A 20,291-nucleotide genomic window follows, 5' to 3' on the forward strand; every position below is an offset into this window, starting at 1 on the left:
GCTTGCTCGTCGTGGATGCCCAGGCGGCGGATTTTAGCGCTTGCGCGCGGTTCCCGCCGAACGCGGCGCTGCCGGCATCAGATGGCAGGAAGCCGCCGCGCGACGCGCCACGCGGTGCGCGTCGTGTCGACCGGCCGCAGCAGCCAGCGGCGCGCGATGGCCACATGGCGTTTCTGCGTCAGGTACGCGTCCACCGCGAGTGCGAGCGCGTCGTCGTCGTCGTCCGGTTGCGACAGCGTCGCCGCTGCACCCGAGCCGTCCGCGAATTCGGGCACCGCGGTGTGCGGTGTCGCGATGTGCGGCGTCGCGTGGTCCGCCGTCACGAGACTGCCTCGATACCGATGCGAATGTGCCGTGCGCAGCAGAATCGCAGCCGGCGCGTCCATGGCTACAGCCGGCCGCGGCGCCGCGCATCGTCCTCGACGCGCACCAGCAAGTCATCGAGCGCATCGATCGGAATCGGCTTCGGGAAATGATCGTGGAAGCCGGCGTCCGCGGTTTCCTTGCGGTCGGACGCGTGGGCATGACCGGACAGCGCGACATGGAACGCATCGGGGACGGTGCCGCTCGCCTTCAGCGCCTGGAGCAGCTCGAAGCCGCTGATGTCCGGCATGCCCAGATCGATCAGCATCAGGTGCGGCGCGAACTCGCTGGCAAGCGGCAGCGCGTCGCGTGCGTGGTACGCGACGCGAGCGGTGTGGCCCTTGATCTGCAGCAGGAGGCCGAGCGTGTCGGCCGATTCGCGGTTGTCGTCGACGATCAGGATGCGCAGCGCATGCGCGGGCGATCGCGCCGGCGCCGTCTGCGCGGCTTCGACCGCAGGATCCGGCTGCGCGGCCGGCAGCCGCACGGTAAACGACGACCCCTTGCCGAGGCCGGCACTGTCGGCCGTGACGCTGCCGCCGTGCAGGTCGACGAATTTGCGGCAGATCGCGAGGCCGAGCCCGAGCCCGCCCGGTGCGTGGCGCTCTGCGATGTTCTCCTGTTCGAACAGCTTGAAGATCGACTCCTGCGCGCCGGGCGCGATGCCGATCCCGCGATCGACCACCTCGATCGCAACGACCTTCCCTTCGGTGCGCACGTGGACCTCGATGCGCTCGTCGTTCGGCGAGTACTTCGACGCGTTGTCGAGCAGGTTGTACAGCACCTGCACGAGCCGCGCGTCGTCGCCATGCACGATCACCGGCCCGGGCGGCAGGTGCACGAGAATCTGCTGTCCGCGCGCGTCGACTTTCGGTTGAATACCCTGCACGCTCCGGTACACGATATCGCGCACGTTCAGCGGCGCTTCCCTCAGTTCGAGCTTGTCGGACTTGATGCGCCCGATGTCGAGCAGATCGTCGACGAGCCGCACGAGCTGCTCGATCTGGCGATCGGCGATGTCCTTGCATTGCGTGAGCGCCGGGCCCAGTTCGGACGGTGGCAGGCTGCGGAGGATCCCGATCGTGTGCCGCAGCGGCGCAAGCTGGTTGCGCAGCTCGTGCGCGAGCGTCGCGATGAAGACGTCGAGCCGCTGCGTGGCCGCTTCGAGCGCCTCGACGCGCTTGTGTTCAGTCATGTCGCGCGTGATCTTGATGAAGCCGCGCAGTGCGTTCGATTCGTCGCGCACGGCCGTGATCGTCACGCTGGCCCAGAAGCGCGAGCCGTCCTTGCGCAGGCGCCAGCTCTCGTCCTGGAAGTGGCCGTACGCGGCGGCGGCTTCGAGCGCGTGCGCCGGGCGGCCCGCCGCGATCGCATCGGCCGGGTAGAAACGCGAGAAGTGGCTGCCGACGATCTCGTCCATCCGGTAGCCCTTGATACGTTCCGCGCCCGCGTTCCACGTCGCGACGTTGCCCTGCGGGTCGAGCATGAAGACGGCGTAGTCGGTAATCGACGCGACGACGGTCTGGAAGCGGAGCTCCGCGTAGCGGTCGAGCAGCGACTGATCGTGCGCTGCGGGCTGGCCGTCCGGAAGGATGGGTTGCGGCTGGTCTGGCGTCATCGGGACACTCGTTCAACGTAGCGGTTGCGCTGCGTATTCCATGACAGCGCGATGAGGTCATGCCCGGTCGCCCGGCGATCGGGGTCGCGTACAGGATAGCTGCCGGGCAGCGCGGAATCAAAGGGGGGCCGAGTGCCTGATGGCGCGCCGGGCAGCGCTCAGGCCGGCATCGGCGCGCACGCCCGCTTCAGGTGTTCGGGCCGCTGCGGCCGCTGATACAGGTAGCCCTGCGCATACTGGATCCCGACGGCCTGCAGCGCGCGATGCTGCTCTTCCGTCTCCACGCCCTCCGCGATGATCTTCAGGTCGTAGTGATGCGCGACGGCCGCGATCCCTTCGATCAATCCGGCATTGCCCGTCGTCAGTTGCGCGATGAACTGGCGATCGATTTTCACGTAGTCGAACGGAAAGCGCGACAGCATGTCGAGATTGCTGTGATGCGTGCCGAAGTCGTCGATCGCGAATTTCGCGCCCGTCGCGCGCAGCGCGGCAAACATCGCGGTGGTGCGCGCGTTCTTTTCGAGCAGCATGCGCTCGGTCACTTCGAGCACCAGCGTGAAGCCGGGCGGAAGCTGCCGAATCGTCTCTTCGACGACGGACACGAAGTGCGGGCGATCGAGATCCTTCGGCGCGACGTTGATCGCGATGCGCAGCGGCATCGACGGCACGATGTCGGTCAGCTCGGATACGGCCGTGCGCAGCACGAATTCGGTCACCTTCGGCAGGATCGCACTCGATTCGACCTGCGGGACGAACACGGCCGGGCTGATGGCCCCCCATTTCGGATGGTGCCAGCGCAGCAGCGCTTCGACGCCCACGGTCCTGCGCGTATCGACGTCGACGATCGGCTGGTACACGACGTGGAACTCGTTGCGCTTGAGCGCCTGGCTGACGGCTTTCAGCAACAGCCGGCGCGGCGCCATGGCGAGCAGGTAGGCGGCCGCGACGAGGCCGTTCACCAGCAGCGCGATCGTGATGCAGATCAGCCGGTCTTGCCGCAGCACCTGGGACACGTATGGGGCCGAAGCGGCTACCGAGACCCGGAACGGCCAGGCGTGCGAGGCGATCGTGCTGCCCGCCGACGGAGCCGCGCGGAACGCCGGCATGAACGCGCCCTGCTGATCGAGGCCGCCCGCGCCGTTGACCGACAGCGTGGCCGTTTCCGCGCCCAGGCGGGCACCATGCGCGAGCATGTCGGCCACGTAGTCGCCTTCGATCAGATACAGGACGCCCGATCCGGACGCGGTCGCCCGAAATACCGCGAGCACGGGCACGCGATGCTGAAACGGGGTCTGCTGAAGCAGCGTGACGGCCGTGGCCCCCGGTTCCGGCGCGTGCAGATACGCGTCGAGCGGGACGTCGATCGCGCCCAGTGCCGACGAGCAGGTGACGCGACCGTCGTTGACCAGCGCGACGGCGCGAAGATAGCGAAGGCGAGTGCCGATTTCGGCGAGCGTTCTGAACACCGTCGTGCAGGGCCGCCCGACCAGCGCGGTCAGCTCGTTCGGGTGCCGCGAGCGAACGCCGTCGAGGATGCGGTTGACCGACAGCACGATGTCGTTCGCGACCACGCGTTCGTGCCGTGCGATCGAGCTGCGCGCCACGCGTTCGGCCACGACGAGCGCGGCCACGAGGACGAGAATGCAGACGATCAGGGCAACCGGGAAGACGATATGCAGCCACGCGCTGCTGCGCTGGAAGACGGGCTTCCGGCTCGGCGTGGGCGTGGACGTTCCTCGGGTTGCGCTTGTTGTTGTTCCCATGGGAATGCAGGTCGAACCGGTCGATGAACGGGTGCGAAGCACTCGCCGTGCCCGGCCGGGGCACCGCGGTTGGCGCCGACGTCGGGACGCGAATCGATTCTACGCTCACGACACGCAAGAAGCGTCATCGCGGCGGGGGCGCTGGATTCGGCGCATTTCTCGATAACATACATCAATCATGTATGTATATTGATATGGCGTACCGAAAAAAACCCGACCGCATCGGAGTGCGGTCGGGACAGAAAGACACCGTCTCTTGGCACGAGGAAGGTGCGCGGCAAGTATAAGGCGCGGCGCGCGATTGCGAAATATTGTTAATCAACAAATGGTGTGATTTTGTGATTGACTATCACCAAGAAATATTCGCACAACGCGGTATTGCCGCGATTTCTCCATGATCCGCAGCGAACGTCGCTCAACCCGCATCAAGCGGGTTTCTTTTTTTCCGGCTCGGGGAAGGTCCGGTCAGAATGACCGGCCCGCTTCATCGGTCGGGACGGTCACGCGTCAGAAGTCGTTGCGCATCTTGTGGAGCAGGTCGCGGGGCGATTGGTGCGTGTCCACGGCCGTGAGGATGTCGGTCAGAAACCAGGGCAGGTTCAGCTGCGTGCCGGAATCGCCGACGCATACGCGGATCGGCGGGGCTTTTGATGCAGAACGGGAGTCGGGCGACGTGCCGGACGAAGGGGAGGACGTGGAAGACGCGGAGGACGGCACGCAGTTTTGCGCTTGCTGCGGAACCGGCGCGGCAGCGCTGCCCGAACGCGTGCCGGCGGCGGCCGGCAAGCTGGCGGCGGCGAGCAGAGTCAGGATGGCGAGCGGGGCGATGCGTTTCATGGGGACTCTCCGGCGATGTTCGTTCGACCTCGCCGGCCGGGCCGAGTTCGGCGGCGTCAACGGCTGTGGCGTTCCGATGGCGCGCCGATCTCGCCGGCCGACCGCGATCGCGAGCCGCGTAGCCGCTGCTGAACGCATTCGGCGGCATGTTGCTGCGCGATTTATCGCCGGTACGGCCAGGCATCCCGCTTGCCGCCGATTTCGTATCGCTTCTTTTTGCATACCGAAGCGATCGGGTGGCTGCCGAGCGGGTTCGAATACGCATTCGACACGCCGTTGACGCATCGCTCGCGTCATGGCTGCGATGCGCGTCATATGGCCGAACACCGTGCGTGATTGACTTGCACGCACCGGATCAATTGTTTCAAACGTTAAGAATCGTTTGAATTCCGCGTCTGCGCTTGCGATGCGCAATGCGCTCCTTTATCGTGCCGCCACGGCGCCGCCGACGCGGCGCGTCAAGCCAGATCGCAAGGAGCATTCGTCATTACCGCATTCAATCGTCGCACCCATATTCGTGCGTTTCTCGTGGCATCGGTTGCCTATTTCAATCTGTCGCATCCGGCATCGGCGGCTTACACGGAATCGTGGATGAGCGACCACGATGTCAAGGAATACGCACACCAGGTCAAGCATCCGCCCGTGGCGGCGAGCGGTGCGGCGGCCGTGAAGCCGGGGCCGCAAACCGTTCGCTTGCGGTCGAACGCGCCGGCCGCGGCGCATGCCGGCGTGAAGCCTGTGTCAAAGACGCACGCGGCGGCGGCGAAGGTGTCGAAGGTTCAACATGCGGATAGCGCCGATCCGAAGGGGCCGGCCGCCGCGAAGCCCAAGGCAGCGCGGGCGGTACGCACGGGCGCGGCAGTACAGCATTGACGCAGCACGAAGGCCCGCGCACACGTCGATGTGTCGATGCACGTCGGGATGACCGTTGCATTCGACGGTTGCGGAGACGCTGACGTCACTGATGGAACGCTTACCGACGCGTGGCATGCAGAACGCCGCGTCGCGAAGCCGCGTGATCATGCGCGCGAGGCCGCCGGGCTCGCGCGGACGCAGGGGTTCAGGTCAGTGAACGCCTGCCGATGCGATCGATCGCACCGTGTCGGTGATGCGGACGCAACGCGACAGGCCGAACGTCTCGGCTTCGCGGCGTTCCGGTTCGCTGCTCGCGACGGCCACCGCGCGCTCGGGCGGCACGCCGAGCGCCTGCAGCGCAACGTCGAATGGATGCTGTTTTGATACGGATTCCTGCTGATTGGAATCGGTCACGACGACCGAGAAGCGGTCGAGGTTCGCGCGGCCGAACTGGCCTTCGAACATGTCGCTGAGCCGGGCGGCCGGCAGCGTCGTGACGAGGCCGAGTCGATATCCTTGTTCCGATGCACTGTCGAGCCACTGGATGATCGCATCGCGCTGGTTGCGCGATTCGTGCGAGTCCGGTGTTGCTTCGATCTGCGCGAATGCTGCGTCGAGACGGGTGACGATGGCTTCGATGACCACGGTGATTCCTCTCGTGAGACGTGACGATCCGTTCGCGGACGGGCATGCCATACACCTTAGCGTCGATCCGGAACACGCAACCAATTAATATTTATATCCGACTCATACGATTCGACTAATGAATCGGGCGGCAAGCCAGGGCCGGCGCGGATGCGCGCAATGCGAGGCTTTCCGCACGATGCGCATCGCATCGATGGCCTTCAATGCGATGCACCAAACGTGCGCACGATGTGAATGCACCGGATCCGTGCAAACAAAAAAACGGCGTATCGGGCAAGGTGCGCCCGATACGCCGTCGTGCGATGCCGCGCGCCGGCGGCGCCCGGATCAGTGCAACTTGATCGACGGCTGGTTGCGGCTTTGCAGCCAGTGGCTCAGCGACTGGAACAGTGCGCGCTTCAGTCCGACCACGCTGAACAGGTGCTTGCGGTACAGGAACTTGTACAGGCCGATCGCGGCGAGCCCGTCGACGATCAGCGAGCGCGAACGCACGCCGACGTCAGCCTGGTACACGGCGCCCGCCCGGCCGAGCGACACGACGGTGCCCGCGTCGCGGAACGTGAAGCCTGCCACCGGCTTGCCGGCGAGGCGCCGTGCGAGCGCTTCGCCCAGGTACACGGCCTGCTGGTGCGCGACCTGCGCGCGCGGCGGCAGGAACCCGCCGGCATCGGCCGACGGGCACGCGGCGCAGTCGCCGAACGCATACACGTGCGGATCGTCGGGCGTCTGCAGCGTGTCGGTCACGATTACCTGGTTCGACCGGTTGAGCGCGATGTCGCCCAGTTCCCGCAGGATCGCGGGCCCCGCGACGCCGGCCGCCCAGATCGTGATGTCGCTCGCGAGCCGCTCGCCCGTCGCCGTCGTGACCGCATCCGCACCGACTTGCGCGACGCGCGTATCCGTCAGCACGTCGACGTTCAGCGCGCGCAACCGCGCGTGCATCTTCCCCGACAGTCTTTCATCGAGCGCCGGCAGGATGCGCGGTCCGCCTTCGATCAGCCGGATGTGCACGTCGCGCGCGGACACCAGTGCCTTGAAGCGATACGTCGTCAGCTGCTGGATCGCATGGCGCAATGCGGCGGCCAGTTCGACGCCCGTCGCACCCGCGCCGATCACGTTGATGCAGATCGGCGCCGCGTGCCGCGCGGGCTGCTGCTCGGCCAGGTGGTTCGCCTTCGTGCAGGCGGCGAGGAACTTGCGGCGGAAATCCTCGGCCTGGTCGAGGTTTTCGAGCGGCAACGCGTGGCGCGCGGCGCCCGGCACGTTGAAGAAGTTCGTCACGCTGCCGACCGCCAGCACGAGATCGTCGTAGCCGAGTTCGCGCTGCGGCAGGATTTCCGTGCCGTCCGCGTCCTGCACCGCCGCGATCGTCGCCGTGCGTGCCGTGCGGTCGACCCGCTGCAGCGCGCCCTGCACGAAACGGAAGCCATGGCGCTTCGCCTGCGCGGCATATTCGATCGTGTGCGAGGCCGGATCGCGGTGGCCGGATGCGGCTTCGTGCAGCAGCGGCTTCCAGAAATGCGTCGGGTAGCGGTCGACGAGCACGACGTCGGCATGCCCGTGGCGCCCGACCGTGTCGCCGAGGCGCGTGGCGAGCTGCAGCCCGCCGGCGCCGCCGCCGACGATCACGATGCGCGGCACGCGCGGTGCGCGATCCGTGGCAAGGATAGGCGTGATGTTGTCCATGATGTGGCTCCCGCTGATGACGATTCGGATGACATTGCTCAAGAACCGACGATATAGTTTCGAACCCACTCGAACAATTTAATGTTTATAAGCGACTCATATGTATTCACTTATAGGAAAGACCGCGACGTTCCGGCAGCTGAAGGCGCTGGACATGATTGCGCGGCTCGGCAGCGTGTCGCGCGCGGCCGAGGAGCTGAACCTGACGCAGCCGGCCGTGTCGCTGCAGGTTCGCCTGCTCGAGGAGGCGGTGGGCGCCGCATTGCTGCAGCGGGTGGGGCGCGGCGTGCAGCTGACCGCCGCCGGTGAAATCGTGTCGCGCTATGCGCGCGAGATCCTGCATCTGTGGAGCGAGGCCGGCGACGAAGTGGCTGCACTGACCGGCGATCTCGGCGGCATGCTGCGGATCGGCGCGATCACGACGGCCGAATACCTGATCCCGCCGCTGCTGGTGAAGTTCACCGCGACGCGTCCGCACGTGAAGACGTATTTCAAGGTCGGTAATCGCGACGACATCATCCGCATGCTCGCGACACATGAAATCGATCTCGCGGTGATGGGCAGCGCGCCGAAGGAGCTGCGCACGCATGCGGTCGAGTTCGCTAAGCATCCGATGGTGTTCGTCGCGGCGCCCGGCCATCCGCTCATGCAACGCAAGCGCGTCTCGCTGAAGGATCTCGAATCCGCGCACCTGCTCGTGCGGGAACGCGGCGCGGGCACGCGTTCCACGGTCGAAAGCCTGTTCAAGACGTCCGGCTACCGGTTCCATGTGGGCTCCGAACTGTCGAGCAACGAGGCGATCAAGCAAATGGCCGAAGCGGGGCTCGGCATCGCGTTCCTGTCGTTGCACGCGTGTGCACTCGAGCTGCGCGCGGGGCTGCTGGGGCAACTGCCGTTTCCGGGCAATCCGATCGAGCGCGAATGGTATGTCGTCACGCTCGCCGACCGGCGGATCTCGCAGGTGACGGGGCTGTTCCGCGACTTTCTGATCAAGCAGGGCGCGCCGGTGATCGACGGCGCGACCGTGGCGCCGCACGAGCGGCGGCGCAAGTAGGCGCAAGGATGCGCAAGCCGGTGGACGAGGGCGCCGCGCGCGGGGCGTGTGCGCCGGCGGTTAAACGATTCCGAAGTCGTCGTTGCTGTCGGGAATCGATGCGATCAGCCGTTCGAGCCGGTACCAGCCGAGCAGACGCAGGCAGCGTGCGGCGACCGTCGCCCGGATGCTGCCGGAGCGAGCGCGGGAAACGGGGCCGGAAGTGGTGCGGGCGGCGCCGGACGGTAGCGGCGCGGCGAGCGTCGCGCGAGACGGGCAGCAATCGGGCAAGACGGGCATGACGGGCTCCGTAGGTGTCGGATGAGGCGATCGTAGGCGTGTCGGTGCCCGCTGGCGCGCACGCACGGATCGGCTTGAGCACAAACGGATGATCTTTTGCCGCGCGGCGCCGGAACGGGCGTTCAGGCCGGCAAGCGCCCCGGAAAAGCGTCACAATGCGCGTTCGACACCCGATCTGGTGGAGGGGAACCATGAGCGATCCGATTCTCGCCGCGCCGGCCGACAACGGCGTGCCGGTCAGCCTGCGCTCCAGCCGCGGGCTTGGCTGGCGCGGCTTCGGCGCGTCGCTGCTGGAAATTCGCGCGGGCACGTACCGGATCCCGGCCGCCGAGCACCACCGCATCGGCGTGCATATCGGTTCGCCCGTGCGCGCGGATTGCGTGTGCGACGGCGAACGCGTGTCGCGCATCCAGGCGCACGGCGACGTCGACGTGATTCCTGCCGGCCTGCCGGGGCAGTGGACCGACAGCGCCGACTGCCGGATCCTGCACATCGCGCTCAGCGACAGTTTCGTGCGGCGCACGTTCGAGCAACTCGAACTGAAGCCGTCGCAGGCGCAGATCCGCCGGCGGCTGCAGGTGCGCGATCCGCGCCTGCAGCACATCGCGTGGGCGATGGCCGCCGAACTCGAAGCCGACGACGCATCGGATCCGCTCTATGCGGAGAGCCTGTGCACGGCGCTGGTCGCGCGGCTCGTCGACAGCCAGCCGGCGTTTCGCGCGCGCCGGCGCGAGCTTGCGCCGAAAGCGGCGGCGCGCGTGATCGACTATGTCGAGGCCAACCTCGAGCGCCGGATGACGCTGGCCGAACTCGCGGCGCTCGTGTCGATCAGCGTGCCGCATTTCAAGGTGCTGTTCCGCGAGACGCTCGGGATGCCGGTGCATCAGTATGTGGTGCGGCGCCGGGTCGAGCGCGCGAAGGCGTTGTTGCTCGAAGGGCGGCTCAGCATCAGCCAGATCGCGCTCGAAGCCGGGTTCGCGCATCAGAGCCACATGGCGAACTGGATGAATCGTGTGCTTGGGGCAACGCCGACGGAGATCGCGCGGTCGGGCGCGCGGGGTGGATTGAGGCTCGCTTCCGGCGGTGAGGACCGCTGATCGACCGTCACGCGAGACGGTTTCTCCGCGCGGGACGCCGACCGGCGAGTCTGCTCTCCGTCACGCGCAGGACTACTCCAGCTTGGCCAGCAACACCAGGTTGGTCTCTGGTCCAGGACGATTGTCCGGCGGCCTGTTGGAGAAGTGCCCGGTCCTGCCGCGCAGCGGACATCGTCGGCCGTCGCCAAAACCGTCATCCGTTCCTGTCCGGGGCATCCGTCCGTGCGCGCCACGTTGGCGGTGCGCGCCGACAATCCCCTCACCTTCATCCCCCAGGAGCGAATCGTGTTCGTGATTTTCGGAGCATCAGGCAACGTCGGCTTGTCGACTGCGACGACCCTGCGCCACGCAGGCCACCCGGTGCGCGCGGTGCTGCGCGACCCACGCCGGCGCGATCGCTTCGCGCAACTCGGCTGCGACGTCGCGATCGCTGACCTGACCGACGCACGCTCGGTTGCCGCGGCGATCGACGGCGCCCAAGCCGTGCAGATGCTGTGTCCGGTGCCTGTCGCCGACAGCGACCCGGCCGCGACGATGGAGCGGACGATCGACATCGTGACCGGCGCGCTCGCCACGAATCCGCCGCCGGTGTTGCTCGCGTTGTCGGACTACGGCGCGGAACGCGACGGCAACACGGGTATCACGCGGCTCTTTCATCGTCTGGAAGAAAGCCTGAAGGCGGTTCCGGCGCAACTCACGTTGTTGCGTTCGGCCGAGCATCTGCAGAACTGGACGCGCATCCTGCCGGTCGCGCTCGCAACCGGCGTGCTGCCGAGTTTTCATCATCCGGTCGACAAGCGGTTTCCGACGGTCTGGGCGCCCGATGTGGGTGTCGCGGCGGCGCGGTTGCTGCTCGATCGGACTGAATTCGGTAACGAGCCGCGTATCGTCAGCATCGAAGGACCGCGGCGCGTGAGCGTGCGCGACATCGCGGAGATGCTCGGCGCGGCGGCCGATCGTCCGATCGTCGCGCGTGAACTGCCGCGCGATGCATGGACTGCGACGCTGTTGCGCGCGGGACTCAACGAACGTCATGCGCAACTGATCGTTGACTTGTACGACGTGCACAACGCGGGGCAGATCGATGTGGAGGACGGCGTGTCGGCGCGGGTGTATGGTGCGACGGCACCGGCAGAGGCGCTCGCTGCGCTGGTGCGCGAGCAGGCGGCGCGGGTGTGATGCACGCAGCCGCTATCTGGAGTTGATGTTGAAAGACCGGGTTGGCAAGTTGCGAAACCCGGTCCGGACTTCAGGGCGCGCTTTAACCTTGCCCCGAAGTCCTGCGTTTCAACCACATGCGCCCGGGCGGCTCGAAGTACGTACCGAATCGCACGAGTCCGGCCTTCTTCAGATGGCACGTCATTTCAAAACTCACCAGCACGCCAGGATCATCGTTGTCGAGGATGTCGACGTCGATGGAGCGGATGCGGGGCTCATACTTCAGGAGCGTCGCCTCCATCTGCTGCTTGAGCATATGGGCTGACGCGGGCAGCGCCTTGTAGATGTTCGTCAGATCCGGCAGACCATAGTCCGGCAGGTGTTTCAGCGCGCCGGCACGCGAGTTCAGGATGCGCTGCACATTGTGCTGGACGCTGATGCACTCGAGTGTCCGGTCGTCGTAAGTATCGAGCGGCTCACCGCCGATCTGACCGAGCAGCATGTCATGGAGAGAAGGGCGCGCCTGCATGATCCTGGCCTCCCGTTACGCGGTAGCCGGCGTCGGCTCCGACGTGCCCGCCGCGACGTTGCTCCGATCGATGAAATCGATCGTCAGGTTGGCTCCGGCCGAGCTCGACAGCACGATCTTTTCGGGTGGGGCACCGGTGGCCATGCGCGCAAGCAGTTCGCGCGACACGCTTGGCAGGATTCGCTGATCGAGGAACGCATCGACGTTGCGTGCGCCGGATTCGCGCGCGAGGCAAAGCTCGGCCATCGCGTCGATCAACGACGCGTCGCACGCCAGCTCGACGCGGTGTTGCCGGCGCAGGCGGTCGGCAATCTTCGACAGCTTGAGCCGCACGATCGACGCGAGTGCGGCGGCGTCGAGCGGCCGATAGACGAGCGACCGGAAGCGCGCGAGCAGGGCCGGCTGGAAGTGCGCCGCAAGCTGCGGGTGGATTGATTCGAGCAACGCCGCCTGAGCGATTTCCGGATCGTCGGCGGTCATCTCGTCAATCCGTGCGCTGCCGAGATTGGATGTCATCAGGATCACGCAATTGCGGAAGTCGATCTCGCGTCCTTCGCCGTCGCGCATCATGCCGCGGTCGAACACCTGATAGAACATGTCGAGCACGTCGCGGTGGGCCTTTTCGACTTCGTCGAGCAGCACGACGCCGTACGGCCGCTGCCGCACGGCTTCGGTCAGGATGCCGCCGCGGCCATAGCCGACATAGCCGGGGGGCGAACCTTTGAGTTGCGACACCGTGTGTGCTTCCTGATATTCCGACATGTTGATCGTCGTGAGCGCGGCCTCGCCGCCGAACAGCAGGTCGGCCAGGGCCAGCGCCGTTTCGGTCTTGCCGACGCCCGATGGTCCTGCGAGCAGGAAGACACCGAGTGGCGCATGTTCATTCTTGAGGCCTGCCTTCGCGGTGCGCAGGCTCTCGGCGAGCGCAGCCAGCGCGTCGTCTTGTGCGATCACGCGCCGGGCCAGTTGCTGTTCGAGATTCAGCAGGCTCAGCAGTTCGTCTTCGACGAGATTGCCGACCGGCACACCCGTCCATTCCGCAACGACACGTGCGATGGCCGCTGCATCGACATCGACTGAGATCAACGGCGCCTTGCCTTGCCGGTCGGCCAGTCGGCGTTTGATATCGTCGAGCGGGCCGTGGCGGGTCGCCGAGCGGTCTTCGGCGATTTCGGCGCGATACTGGTGAACGAGGCGGACCAGCGCGAGTTCGCTGGCATGGCGCGCCTGCAAGCTTCTCAGGATGTTCCGCGCCTCGGACAGTGCGCTCTCCAGCGCCGCGCGCCGAGGCGCAACGTCATCGATACCGGCCTGCGCGTCCGCGTCGAGCGTCGCCTGTTCGAGTTCGAGCGCGGAGACCGCGGCGCGCGCGCGTTGCAGTTCCGCGGGCGGCGATTCGAGTCCCATTCGCACCCGTGCGGCAGCGGTATCGATCAGGTCGACTGCCTTGTCCGGCAGTTGCCGCGCGGGGATATAGCGTCGCGAGAGTTTTACCGCCGCGATGAGCGCATCATCCCGAATGTGCACGTTGTGATATTCCGCATAGCGGCTCTTCAGGCCCCGTAACATCAGGCACGCCGCATCGTCGTCGGGCTCGTCGACCTTGATGATCTGGAAGCGGCGCTCGAGCGCGGCGTCGCGCTCGAAGAATTCCTTGTACTCCGACCAGGTCGTTGCGGCAATCGTACGCAGTTCGCCACGTGCGAGCGCCGGCTTGAGCAGGTTGGCCGCGTCGGCGCCGCCGGCGGCGTTGCCCGCACCGATCAATGTGTGCGCCTCGTCAATGAAGAGCAGGATCGGCTCGGGCGAAGACTGGACCTCGTCGATGACGCTCTTCAAGCGTTGCTCGAATTCCCCCTTCACACCGGCGCCGGCCTGCAGCAGGCCCAAATCGAGTGTCAGGATGCGCACGTCGCGAATCACGTTCGGAACGCTTGCCTCGGCGACGCGCAGCGCGAGGCCTTCGACGAGCGCGGTTTTGCCGACACCCGGTTCGCCGACGAGAATCGGATTGTTCTTGCGCCGACGCGCGAGCACGTCGACCATCTGCTGAACTTCGCGATCACGGCCGAACACCGGATCGATGGCGCCGCGTCGAGCCTTGTCGGTCAGATCGATCGTGAAGCGGGAAAGGGCGTCGCCGTCGGTGGTTGGCCGGGGCGCGCGCGTTGCTGCCGCGACGGGCACGGCCGATGCTGGCGTCTGATCGGCTACAGGCGCGATCGGATGGCCATCCGATCCAGCTTCGATATCCTCCGGACGCAAGCTCTCGCACGAACGATGGGCAAGGCGCGGCAGGACGCGCTGGATCTGCGTGCTGCCGACGGACAGCAGAGGCCAGGCGTTTTGTGTACGCAATACATGGGGCCGATCGACGATCGCCTGCAGTAGATCGCCGGACCTGATGATCGCGTCGTCGGTCTTGGACGCTGCATGGAGCCATGCGTCTTGCAGCATGGTTGCCAGTTGCGGAGAGAGGGCCGGCTTGCCTCGAAGGTTGCGTGGAAGATGCTCGATCGAGGCGAGCAGCGCATCCCGGACGGTGTCGATGTCGATACCGTAATGCCCCAGAATTGCAGGGATGTCTCCGTCACCGGCTTCGATCAGTTTCAGCAACCAGTGCTCGACGGTGATCTCGTCCGCGAGACGCGTCTGGCATAAGCTCACGGCCCCTTCGAGCGCCTTCGCGCAGTGCGGATTGAGTCGACGGAGCAGGTGGGTTGTGTCGCGCGGAGTCATGTCGATGTCTGAGGAGGGAAGGGGCGAGGCACAGTCGTGGACCGAACTCGGTCTCGCGGACAGGAAGGCCAGCCTGAACCGGCCAGGCTGGCAAAAGAACCGCGCGAGGCGCCGGCGGTTCGCCCATCGAGAGGGATCAGGACCGCTCGTTCCAGCTGTCCTTGTGGATAATGTTGCCGTCCTTGTACGACCAGGTGATCGTTTCGTAGCGAAGCTCCACGTTTTCGAGGTGGTTGTGCTTCTCGTAGTCCGGGTTCTTGATGTCATGCATGACCGGATTCACGGCGACGATCTTCACGTTGTCGAGCTTCGTGTTGAAGTACTCCTTCTCCTTGCCCGCGTCGTCGATCTTGTACCACTTGATCTCGACCGACTTGAGCGTCTGGCCGCTCGTCACCGCCTTGTACAGGTACGGCGTCGACGCGTCGGTTTCCTTCGTCAACGTGATCGGCTTGTGGACGCGCGTGCCCGTCAGCTTGCCGGTGTTGCCGTCGGTCGGGATATGCACGCCGTGGTCGAACGCGACGAGTTCGACGCTGCCTTCGCGGTCCTGAACCGTCACCGAACCCTTGATGTCGGCGCCGCCGTCGTCCTTGAGCCACATATAGGCCGGAATTGCCATTGCCTTACTCCTTTATATTTCACTGTACGCACTACTAAGCTCGTCAGGAGCGAGCCCCTGATCTTGAGAATCCCGAAGCGAGTTGCTTTGGGGGCTAAACCGGGATCGCTACTTTCCCGTGTCCGGTACCAGGGTAATGTCCACGCGACGGTTTCGTGCGCGACCGTCGGGTGTGTCGTTGCTCGAAAGCGGGCGCGTCATGCCATAGCCTTGAATCGCAAACCGGGTCGCGGAAATGCCGGATGCGTCGACCAGCCAGTCGCGCACGGCTTCCGCGCGCGCGGTCGACAGCTTCAGGTTGCTGTCCGGATTGCCCACGTTGTCGGTGTAGCCGGCGACGAGGATGCGTTTGTCGGGATGCGCGTTGATCATGTCGAGTGCGCCGACCATTGCACGGTTCGACCCCGGCTTCAGCAGCGCCTTGCCACTGTCAAACAGCGACATGCTGTCGAGCGAGACGACGGCTGGCGGGGGCGGAGGCGGCTCGTAAGATGCGATCGCGTTGTTCAGCACCGGTATCAGCTGCGCGCCCCGATACATGCCGAACGACAAGCGCAGCGGAACACCGGTGCGTGCGTAGCGGTCGAGTTGATCCCGATCGGCCACGAGCGCGCGTAGCGCGTCGCGCTTCGCGGCGTCGTGCTTTGCCGGGATCGTCGAATAGCGGCCGAGATCGGCGGCGATACGATCCAGCAGCGCTTCGTTGTTCCTGGCTGCACCCCAGAAGGCAACGGCAGCGGCGCAGGCGAACAGCGCGAATGCGTGGCCCACGGAGGCCTGACGAGGAGACATCCAGTATCGTCGCGGCATCGCTTCGATCAGCGGCTGCGGGAGCGGCCAAGGCGTCGGCGAGGCGGCTGAGGTCGTACGTGCCACGCGCGTGTGCATTTCGACGTCGCGTTCCCACAGGTTTCCGGACGCACTTGCCGGACCGCAGTCGATCCAGCCGGCGCCGAACTGCGTCCATGGCGCCGCCGGCTGTCGTCGGTCCGTCAGTGCGCCGAGAACGACGCGCTGCGTCCAGCCGACGATGGAGGCCAGTGAGGCGGCGCGTGTTGCGGCGACGCGATCGCCGGCCGCGCGCTGGATCTCGTTTTCCGCTGCGCGGACCACGGATTCGAAACGTTCGCCACCCGTCAGGCACGCGGCCGACGACACGCCGTACCACACCGGCGTCGAGAGGTCGACAGGGCCGGTGGTGAGCCGCTGGTAGACCGCGACGTAGCCGGGTAGTCGCGCACCCAGCATGCGGGCAGCATCGGCGGCGGCCTGCCGTATGGCACGCAAGTTCTGCGTCAGCGTGTCGGTTTCCGCGTGCAGTGCAGGCGCGACGGACAACACGACGCCGTCCGGCGCCCGCCCGTCGCGCCACTGCCTGACCGCAACGGCCAGGCGCGGCAGGTCCTGTGGGCGATCGACGCGCAGCCAGATGCCGCCGTCGCCGAGGTGCACGTGCCGGGCCTCTCCCGCACGGTCGAACAGTGCGGGCAGACCGTCGCCGGTCACCAGCACGAGCGGCATGCGCGTGCGCAGCTTGACCGGAATGTCGGCCGTCGCTGCACCCAGCGCGGTCAGCACATGCGCGCTCTGGCTACGCGCGCGGCCAAGCCTGCACGTACACCACACCATTAGTACGAGCGCGACAATCCCGGCAATGGCCGAAAGTGTCCAGACGACGCCGGAGCCGAGCGGAAGCACCAGCCAGATCACGGCGAGCCCCAGCACAGTGGCGAATGCGACCATGAACCGGGATGGGTAGCCGAGCCCTTCGTGGCCGCGATCGGGCGATCGCTTCGATTCTGCAGAGAGAGCAGGCAGGTCGGATTTCACGGGCGAATGGCCTTTGTCGCCACAAGGTATGCGAGCTGCCCGTCGAGTATGGTCGACCAGACGCCCCATACGATCGCGGCGGCGATGCACGCGAGTCCGGCGATCGCCCATGGAGACAGCCGGTAGAACCAGTCGGACACGCGCCGTTCGACGCGATCCGCGATGAATGGCCGATCCGGGGCAGGGCGCAGCGTTTCCAGTCTGGCATTCAACGACGCGATCAGCGCAGTCCGCTTGGCTTCACCGTCACGCGCGTACCGGCCCACGAATCCCATCCCGAGGATGGCCGAGTAGCACTCGAGCAACGCGACGGGCGGCGTGGGTTCGCGCATGCGCGCGTCGATCCGCTCGAATACGCGTTCACCGGCTTCGTGCAGGTTGAACTGCTCCACCTGCAACGGCTCGCGTTCCCATGCGGCTCGGGATTCGCCGGGCAGGTGTCGCAGCGCTGCCTCGTCAAGCAGCCCGCACTGCGCAATCAGTGCCTCGTTGCGCACGTCGTCCGGAAAGCCCCGGTGCCGCAGGGCGCTCGAGAATTGTTCGACAAGCTGCTTGCACCGGATCCGCAATGCGACCTCGTCCTGGGCCCGTCCGCCCGAAGCGAGCGTCGTCACAAGCAGTGCGGTGTCGCGTAGCAGATCGCGCATCCCATCGCCGGACGGGCTGCTGGCGCCCGTCGCGTTTGGCATCAGGGCCGTGTCGATTCGGTTGGAAGTCAGGGCATTCATGAATGCAACACGGCGTAAAGTTCGAGCGAGGCGTCGGGTACCGACGCGGGCAGGTAGATCTGGCAGGCTCGTGCGGCGAGCATCTTCGCGTGCACGGCACTGGACGCGTCCAGCGCGAAATACTGATTGTCCAGACGCACGGGGATCGCACCCGGCACGCGCTGGACGGCCTTGAGCGGGACGCCTAGCAGAGCCGAATTGATGATGTGTTCGACGTCGTCGGGCGCGCCGATCTTGCAAAGCCGTGGAAATTGTTCGAGCAGCTCGAACGCGGGCATCGGCGCGTTGACCGACAGATACCAGTCGGCGGCATCCGCGACGATCCGTTCGTCGAGGAACTGTCCGGTCCAGGTGGTCGGCCCCTTGCGGGTGAGGCCGATCGACACGACCCGCGACGGAATGATGGCGTCGAGCAGAGTGCGGATCAGCGATTCCAGTCTCGCGAACACCTCGTCGGCTCGCGCATGGTCGTACGCTGGAATGTCGGTGAGCTGCGCTTCGGTCGAGAACGTCATCAGTGCGCTCGTCAATTGCGCGAGTGTCGTGTACAGATGCTCCGGCGGGCGATTCGGATGCGCGGCGAACAGCCGCAACTGCGGCCAGGCCGCGTGGATGCAATGCAGCAGCCAGAAGAGTTGCACGTCGGCCACGCCGTATTCCGCGACGTCGGCCATGCGCTCGCTACGGCGCGTACCGAGCGCGAGCGTCTTGGCGTGCAGGATGTCCGTCAGGCGATTGATCCGCTCGATGTGCAGCGGATGGCTGCCGAGCGTGAGGCATGGCGGTACGAACTGTTGATCGACCTGGAACTGGCCGCCCGATCCGCGCGTCAGTCGCGCGATCGCACAGACCGTGTCGTCGGCGTGCGACTCGAAGTCGAACACCAGCCGCACTGCATGCCGTTCGACGGCGATTTCCGCGTCGCCGGTTCCGTTCAAGTCGCCGACCTTGACGAATTCACGGTAAGCGCGCCGTGGGCGAGCGATCGACGTCTCGTCGAAACGGCAGTTGCTGCCATTCGCATCCGGCAACGCGAGCGCTGCGAACAAGACGACGCTCTGCATGTCCGCTGGCACGCCTTGCGTCAGATCGCGCGCAGACGGCAGCGAATCGGCGACGGTCGTATCGATCGGCGTGCCGTCCGGAAAACACAGCCTCAGGCGGGTGAGTTTCAGGCGCCCTGTCGACAGCGCTTCTTCGTCGATCTCTACTCCAAGCGTTCCCCACGGCTGCGCCATAGCCGCGCAGGCGTACTGACGTAGCGCAAATTCAGCCCATCTATCCTGTTGCTGAAAATGCTGCTGCGTCAGGATGAGGCCTTCGTGCCATAGCGGCTTCGCGATTCGCATGGTCTCTCGTGTGGTGTGTCTGTTCGTTATTCGGTTCAAGGGCGTAACCTATACACGACATTTTTTGCAATGTACAACCCATTTGGGAAAATCCAACTAATTTGGTTTACTAATGGAAAACCGGGAAATGTGAACAAATGAGACGATTCGTTAAGCGGTTATTTTTGGGATATATGGTTTTCATGATGGATTTGCGTGCCGGTGGGAGGGGTGGCGTGTGAACAATGGGAAAGGCGACGGTGACCAGCCTGATAGGGGATTGGGACGGACGTGAATGAATCGAAGTGGCGTCTTTCTGGGCTGACGTGTCAATTATCTCGAAAATAATCAAGGTCTTTCGAATTTGTTAATTGTTTCTGGATGTTTGCGATTTTTTGCATTTGGTCGTTGTGGTTTTTGAGCGACGCGCTTTGACTGTCCAAGCGTTTGCCGTGTATAAGTCCCAGGCGATTCAGTCATACGAGCGGAGGCCGTGCGATGAAATATCGATCGAGACATGCTGCGCATTGAATCCCATGCGTGATGTATCGACGAGATCATCGTGTTGAATGCGCCGTGCTCCTGTCCAACGCTTGACCATCACTAAATAAGGATTGCAAATGGATAGCTTCCAGAGGGAAATTCCAAAGAGCCGTGTCTCGATTACGCTGGATTTGCATACGGGCGGGGCCCAGAAGAAGGTCGAGCTGCCGTTGAAGCTGCTCGTCGCGGGTGACTTCAGCGCGGGCCGTGAACAGGTGCCGCTGGCCGAACGCAAGAAGGTCAATATCGACAAGAACAACTTCGATGCGGTCCTGGCCGACTATGCGCCGGATCTCAAGATTGCCGCGGAGAACACCCTGACCGGCAACGGCTCGGAGCTGCCCGTCAATCTCTCGTTCCGCTCGATGAAGGATTTCGAGCCCGAGCAGGTTGCTCGCCAGATTCCCGAACTGCAAGCGATGCTGGCGATGCGCAATCTGTTGCGTGACCTTAAATCGAATCTGCTCGACAACGGCATGTTCCGCCGTGAGTTCGAGAAGATCCTGAAGGACCAGCGCCTCTCCGACAAGCTGCGTGGCGAACTGGGGCAAATCGCCACGGCCACCCTGCAACAGGAAGGCCATGCGTGAGCGCGGCCGGCCCAAGACGGCCGTCAC

The 20,291-nt window shown here is 65.3% G+C and carries 18 protein-coding genes; 5 read left to right on the forward strand and 13 right to left on the reverse strand.

Annotated elements, in window-relative coordinates:
* Positions 1 to 77 precede the first annotated feature (77 nt).
* The 4 genes from ACTJKF_RS13145 to ACTJKF_RS13160 all read right to left on the reverse strand — a co-directional run bounded on the left by ACTJKF_RS13145 (position 78) and on the right by ACTJKF_RS13160 (position 4,581).
* Positions 78 to 323 carry a hypothetical protein gene (locus tag ACTJKF_RS13145; RefSeq protein ID WP_440623963.1) on the reverse strand — a complete coding sequence of 82 codons (246 nt, stop codon included), beginning with the start codon at positions 321 to 323 and terminating at the stop codon, positions 78 to 80.
* Positions 324 to 388: 65 nt separating this feature from the next.
* Positions 389 to 1,981, reverse strand: a complete 1,593-nt coding sequence (locus tag ACTJKF_RS13150) for a PAS domain-containing hybrid sensor histidine kinase/response regulator (protein ID WP_440623964.1) — start codon at positions 1,979 to 1,981, stop codon at positions 389 to 391.
* 158 nt (positions 1,982 to 2,139) lie between these two features.
* On the reverse strand, positions 2,140 to 3,786 hold the full coding sequence (locus ACTJKF_RS13155; RefSeq protein ID WP_440623965.1) for an EAL domain-containing protein: 1,647 nt from the start codon (positions 3,784 to 3,786) through the stop codon (positions 2,140 to 2,142).
* 465 nt (positions 3,787 to 4,251) lie between these two features.
* Positions 4,252 to 4,581 carry a hypothetical protein gene (locus ACTJKF_RS13160; protein ID WP_440623966.1) on the reverse strand — a complete coding sequence of 110 codons (330 nt, stop codon included), beginning with the start codon at positions 4,579 to 4,581 and terminating at the stop codon, positions 4,252 to 4,254.
* A 591-nt stretch (positions 4,582 to 5,172) separates the two neighbouring features.
* Here ACTJKF_RS13160 and ACTJKF_RS13165 point away from each other — a divergent pair.
* A complete protein-coding gene (locus tag ACTJKF_RS13165) occupies positions 5,173 to 5,454 on the forward strand; it encodes a transcriptional regulator (protein WP_440623967.1) in 282 nt (93 codons plus the stop codon).
* A 192-nt stretch (positions 5,455 to 5,646) separates the two neighbouring features.
* On the opposite strand, the gene ACTJKF_RS13170 is transcribed toward ACTJKF_RS13165, so the two are convergent.
* Positions 5,647 to 6,081, reverse strand: a complete 435-nt coding sequence (locus tag ACTJKF_RS13170) for a phosphatase (protein ID WP_440623968.1) — start codon at positions 6,079 to 6,081, stop codon at positions 5,647 to 5,649.
* Positions 6,082 to 6,408: 327 nt separating this feature from the next.
* Positions 6,409 to 7,767: an NAD(P)/FAD-dependent oxidoreductase gene (locus tag ACTJKF_RS13175; RefSeq protein WP_440623969.1), complete on the reverse strand. Its 1,359-nt coding sequence runs from the start codon at positions 7,765 to 7,767 to the stop codon at positions 6,409 to 6,411.
* A gap of 100 nt (positions 7,768 to 7,867) precedes the next feature.
* Between ACTJKF_RS13175 and ACTJKF_RS13180 the strand changes: the two genes are divergently transcribed.
* Positions 7,868 to 8,821 carry a LysR family transcriptional regulator gene (locus tag ACTJKF_RS13180; protein WP_440623970.1) on the forward strand — a complete coding sequence of 318 codons (954 nt, stop codon included), beginning with the start codon at positions 7,868 to 7,870 and terminating at the stop codon, positions 8,819 to 8,821.
* 60 nt (positions 8,822 to 8,881) lie between these two features.
* Here ACTJKF_RS13180 and ACTJKF_RS13185 read toward each other — a convergent pair whose 3' ends face one another.
* Positions 8,882 to 9,100, reverse strand: a complete 219-nt coding sequence (locus ACTJKF_RS13185; RefSeq protein WP_440623971.1) for a hypothetical protein — start codon at positions 9,098 to 9,100, stop codon at positions 8,882 to 8,884.
* 191 nt (positions 9,101 to 9,291) lie between these two features.
* Here ACTJKF_RS13185 and ACTJKF_RS13190 point away from each other — a divergent pair, with 191 nt between their 5' ends.
* Positions 9,292 to 10,197 carry a helix-turn-helix domain-containing protein gene (locus tag ACTJKF_RS13190; protein WP_440623972.1) on the forward strand — a complete coding sequence of 302 codons (906 nt, stop codon included), beginning with the start codon at positions 9,292 to 9,294 and terminating at the stop codon, positions 10,195 to 10,197.
* Between the two features lie 285 nt (positions 10,198 to 10,482).
* Positions 10,483 to 11,376 carry an NAD(P)H-binding protein gene (locus ACTJKF_RS13195; RefSeq protein ID WP_440623973.1) on the forward strand — a complete coding sequence of 298 codons (894 nt, stop codon included), beginning with the start codon at positions 10,483 to 10,485 and terminating at the stop codon, positions 11,374 to 11,376.
* Positions 11,377 to 11,458: 82 nt separating this feature from the next.
* On the opposite strand, the gene tssE is transcribed toward ACTJKF_RS13195, so the two are convergent.
* From tssE to tssK, 6 genes are all read right to left on the reverse strand, one after another.
* The gene (tssE, locus tag ACTJKF_RS13200; RefSeq protein ID WP_440623974.1) at positions 11,459 to 11,884 is read right to left on the reverse strand and encodes a type VI secretion system baseplate subunit TssE; all 426 of its coding nucleotides are present in this window, start codon (positions 11,882 to 11,884) and stop codon (positions 11,459 to 11,461) included.
* Between the two features lie 15 nt (positions 11,885 to 11,899).
* Positions 11,900 to 14,623 (reverse strand): type VI secretion system ATPase TssH, encoded by a 2,724-nt coding sequence (gene tssH, locus ACTJKF_RS13205; protein ID WP_440623975.1) that lies wholly within the window; start codon positions 14,621 to 14,623, stop codon positions 11,900 to 11,902.
* 136 nt (positions 14,624 to 14,759) lie between these two features.
* Positions 14,760 to 15,245 carry an Hcp family type VI secretion system effector gene (locus tag ACTJKF_RS13210; protein WP_175780303.1) on the reverse strand — a complete coding sequence of 162 codons (486 nt, stop codon included), beginning with the start codon at positions 15,243 to 15,245 and terminating at the stop codon, positions 14,760 to 14,762.
* 108 nt (positions 15,246 to 15,353) lie between these two features.
* A complete protein-coding gene (locus ACTJKF_RS13215) occupies positions 15,354 to 17,075 on the reverse strand; it encodes an OmpA family protein (RefSeq protein ID WP_440623976.1) in 1,722 nt (573 codons plus the stop codon).
* Complete coding sequence (locus ACTJKF_RS13220; protein ID WP_440623977.1) at positions 17,072 to 17,803, reverse strand: DotU family type IV/VI secretion system protein; 732 nt, start codon at positions 17,801 to 17,803, stop codon at positions 17,072 to 17,074. The genes ACTJKF_RS13215 and ACTJKF_RS13220 overlap by 4 nt, the downstream gene beginning before the upstream one ends.
* Complete coding sequence (gene tssK, locus ACTJKF_RS13225; protein WP_440623978.1) at positions 17,800 to 19,152, reverse strand: type VI secretion system baseplate subunit TssK; 1,353 nt, start codon at positions 19,150 to 19,152, stop codon at positions 17,800 to 17,802. Before tssK ends, ACTJKF_RS13220 begins: the two co-directional genes overlap by 4 nt.
* Before the next feature lie 599 nt (positions 19,153 to 19,751).
* On the opposite strand from tssK, the gene tssB reads away from it, so the two are divergent.
* Positions 19,752 to 20,264, forward strand: a complete 513-nt coding sequence (gene tssB, locus ACTJKF_RS13230) for a type VI secretion system contractile sheath small subunit (RefSeq protein WP_440623979.1) — start codon at positions 19,752 to 19,754, stop codon at positions 20,262 to 20,264.
* Positions 20,265 to 20,291 lie beyond the last annotated feature (27 nt).

The sequence above is a fragment of the Burkholderia sp. 22313 genome (genome assembly GCF_052045245.1).
Taxonomy (GTDB): Bacteria; Pseudomonadota; Gammaproteobacteria; order Burkholderiales; family Burkholderiaceae; genus Burkholderia.

Bases quoted from the DNA above. Each gene is read 5' to 3' on its own strand.
- ACTJKF_RS13150 (WP_440623964.1), bottom strand. From the start codon at position 1,981: ATGACGCCAGACCAGCCGCAACCCATCCTTCCGGACGGCCAGCCCGCA.
- ACTJKF_RS13160 (WP_440623966.1), bottom strand. From the start codon at position 4,581: ATGAAACGCATCGCCCCGCTCGCCATCCTGACTCTGCTCGCCGCCGCC.
- ACTJKF_RS13165 (WP_440623967.1), top strand. From the start codon at position 5,173: ATGAGCGACCACGATGTCAAGGAATACGCACACCAGGTCAAGCATCCG.
- ACTJKF_RS13175 (WP_440623969.1), bottom strand. From the start codon at position 7,767: ATGGACAACATCACGCCTATCCTTGCCACGGATCGCGCACCGCGCGTG.
- ACTJKF_RS13180 (WP_440623970.1), top strand. From the start codon at position 7,868: ATGTATTCACTTATAGGAAAGACCGCGACGTTCCGGCAGCTGAAGGCG.
- ACTJKF_RS13185 (WP_440623971.1), bottom strand. From the start codon at position 9,100: ATGCCCGTCTTGCCCGATTGCTGCCCGTCTCGCGCGACGCTCGCCGCG.
- ACTJKF_RS13190 (WP_440623972.1), top strand. From the start codon at position 9,292: ATGAGCGATCCGATTCTCGCCGCGCCGGCCGACAACGGCGTGCCGGTC.
- tssE (WP_440623974.1), bottom strand. From the start codon at position 11,884: ATGCAGGCGCGCCCTTCTCTCCATGACATGCTGCTCGGTCAGATCGGC.
- tssH (WP_440623975.1), bottom strand. From the start codon at position 14,623: ATGACTCCGCGCGACACAACCCACCTGCTCCGTCGACTCAATCCGCAC.
- ACTJKF_RS13210 (WP_175780303.1), bottom strand. From the start codon at position 15,245: ATGGCAATTCCGGCCTATATGTGGCTCAAGGACGACGGCGGCGCCGAC.
- ACTJKF_RS13220 (WP_440623977.1), bottom strand. From the start codon at position 17,803: ATGAATGCCCTGACTTCCAACCGAATCGACACGGCCCTGATGCCAAAC.
- tssK (WP_440623978.1), bottom strand. From the start codon at position 19,152: ATGCGAATCGCGAAGCCGCTATGGCACGAAGGCCTCATCCTGACGCAG.
- tssB (WP_440623979.1), top strand. From the start codon at position 19,752: ATGGATAGCTTCCAGAGGGAAATTCCAAAGAGCCGTGTCTCGATTACG.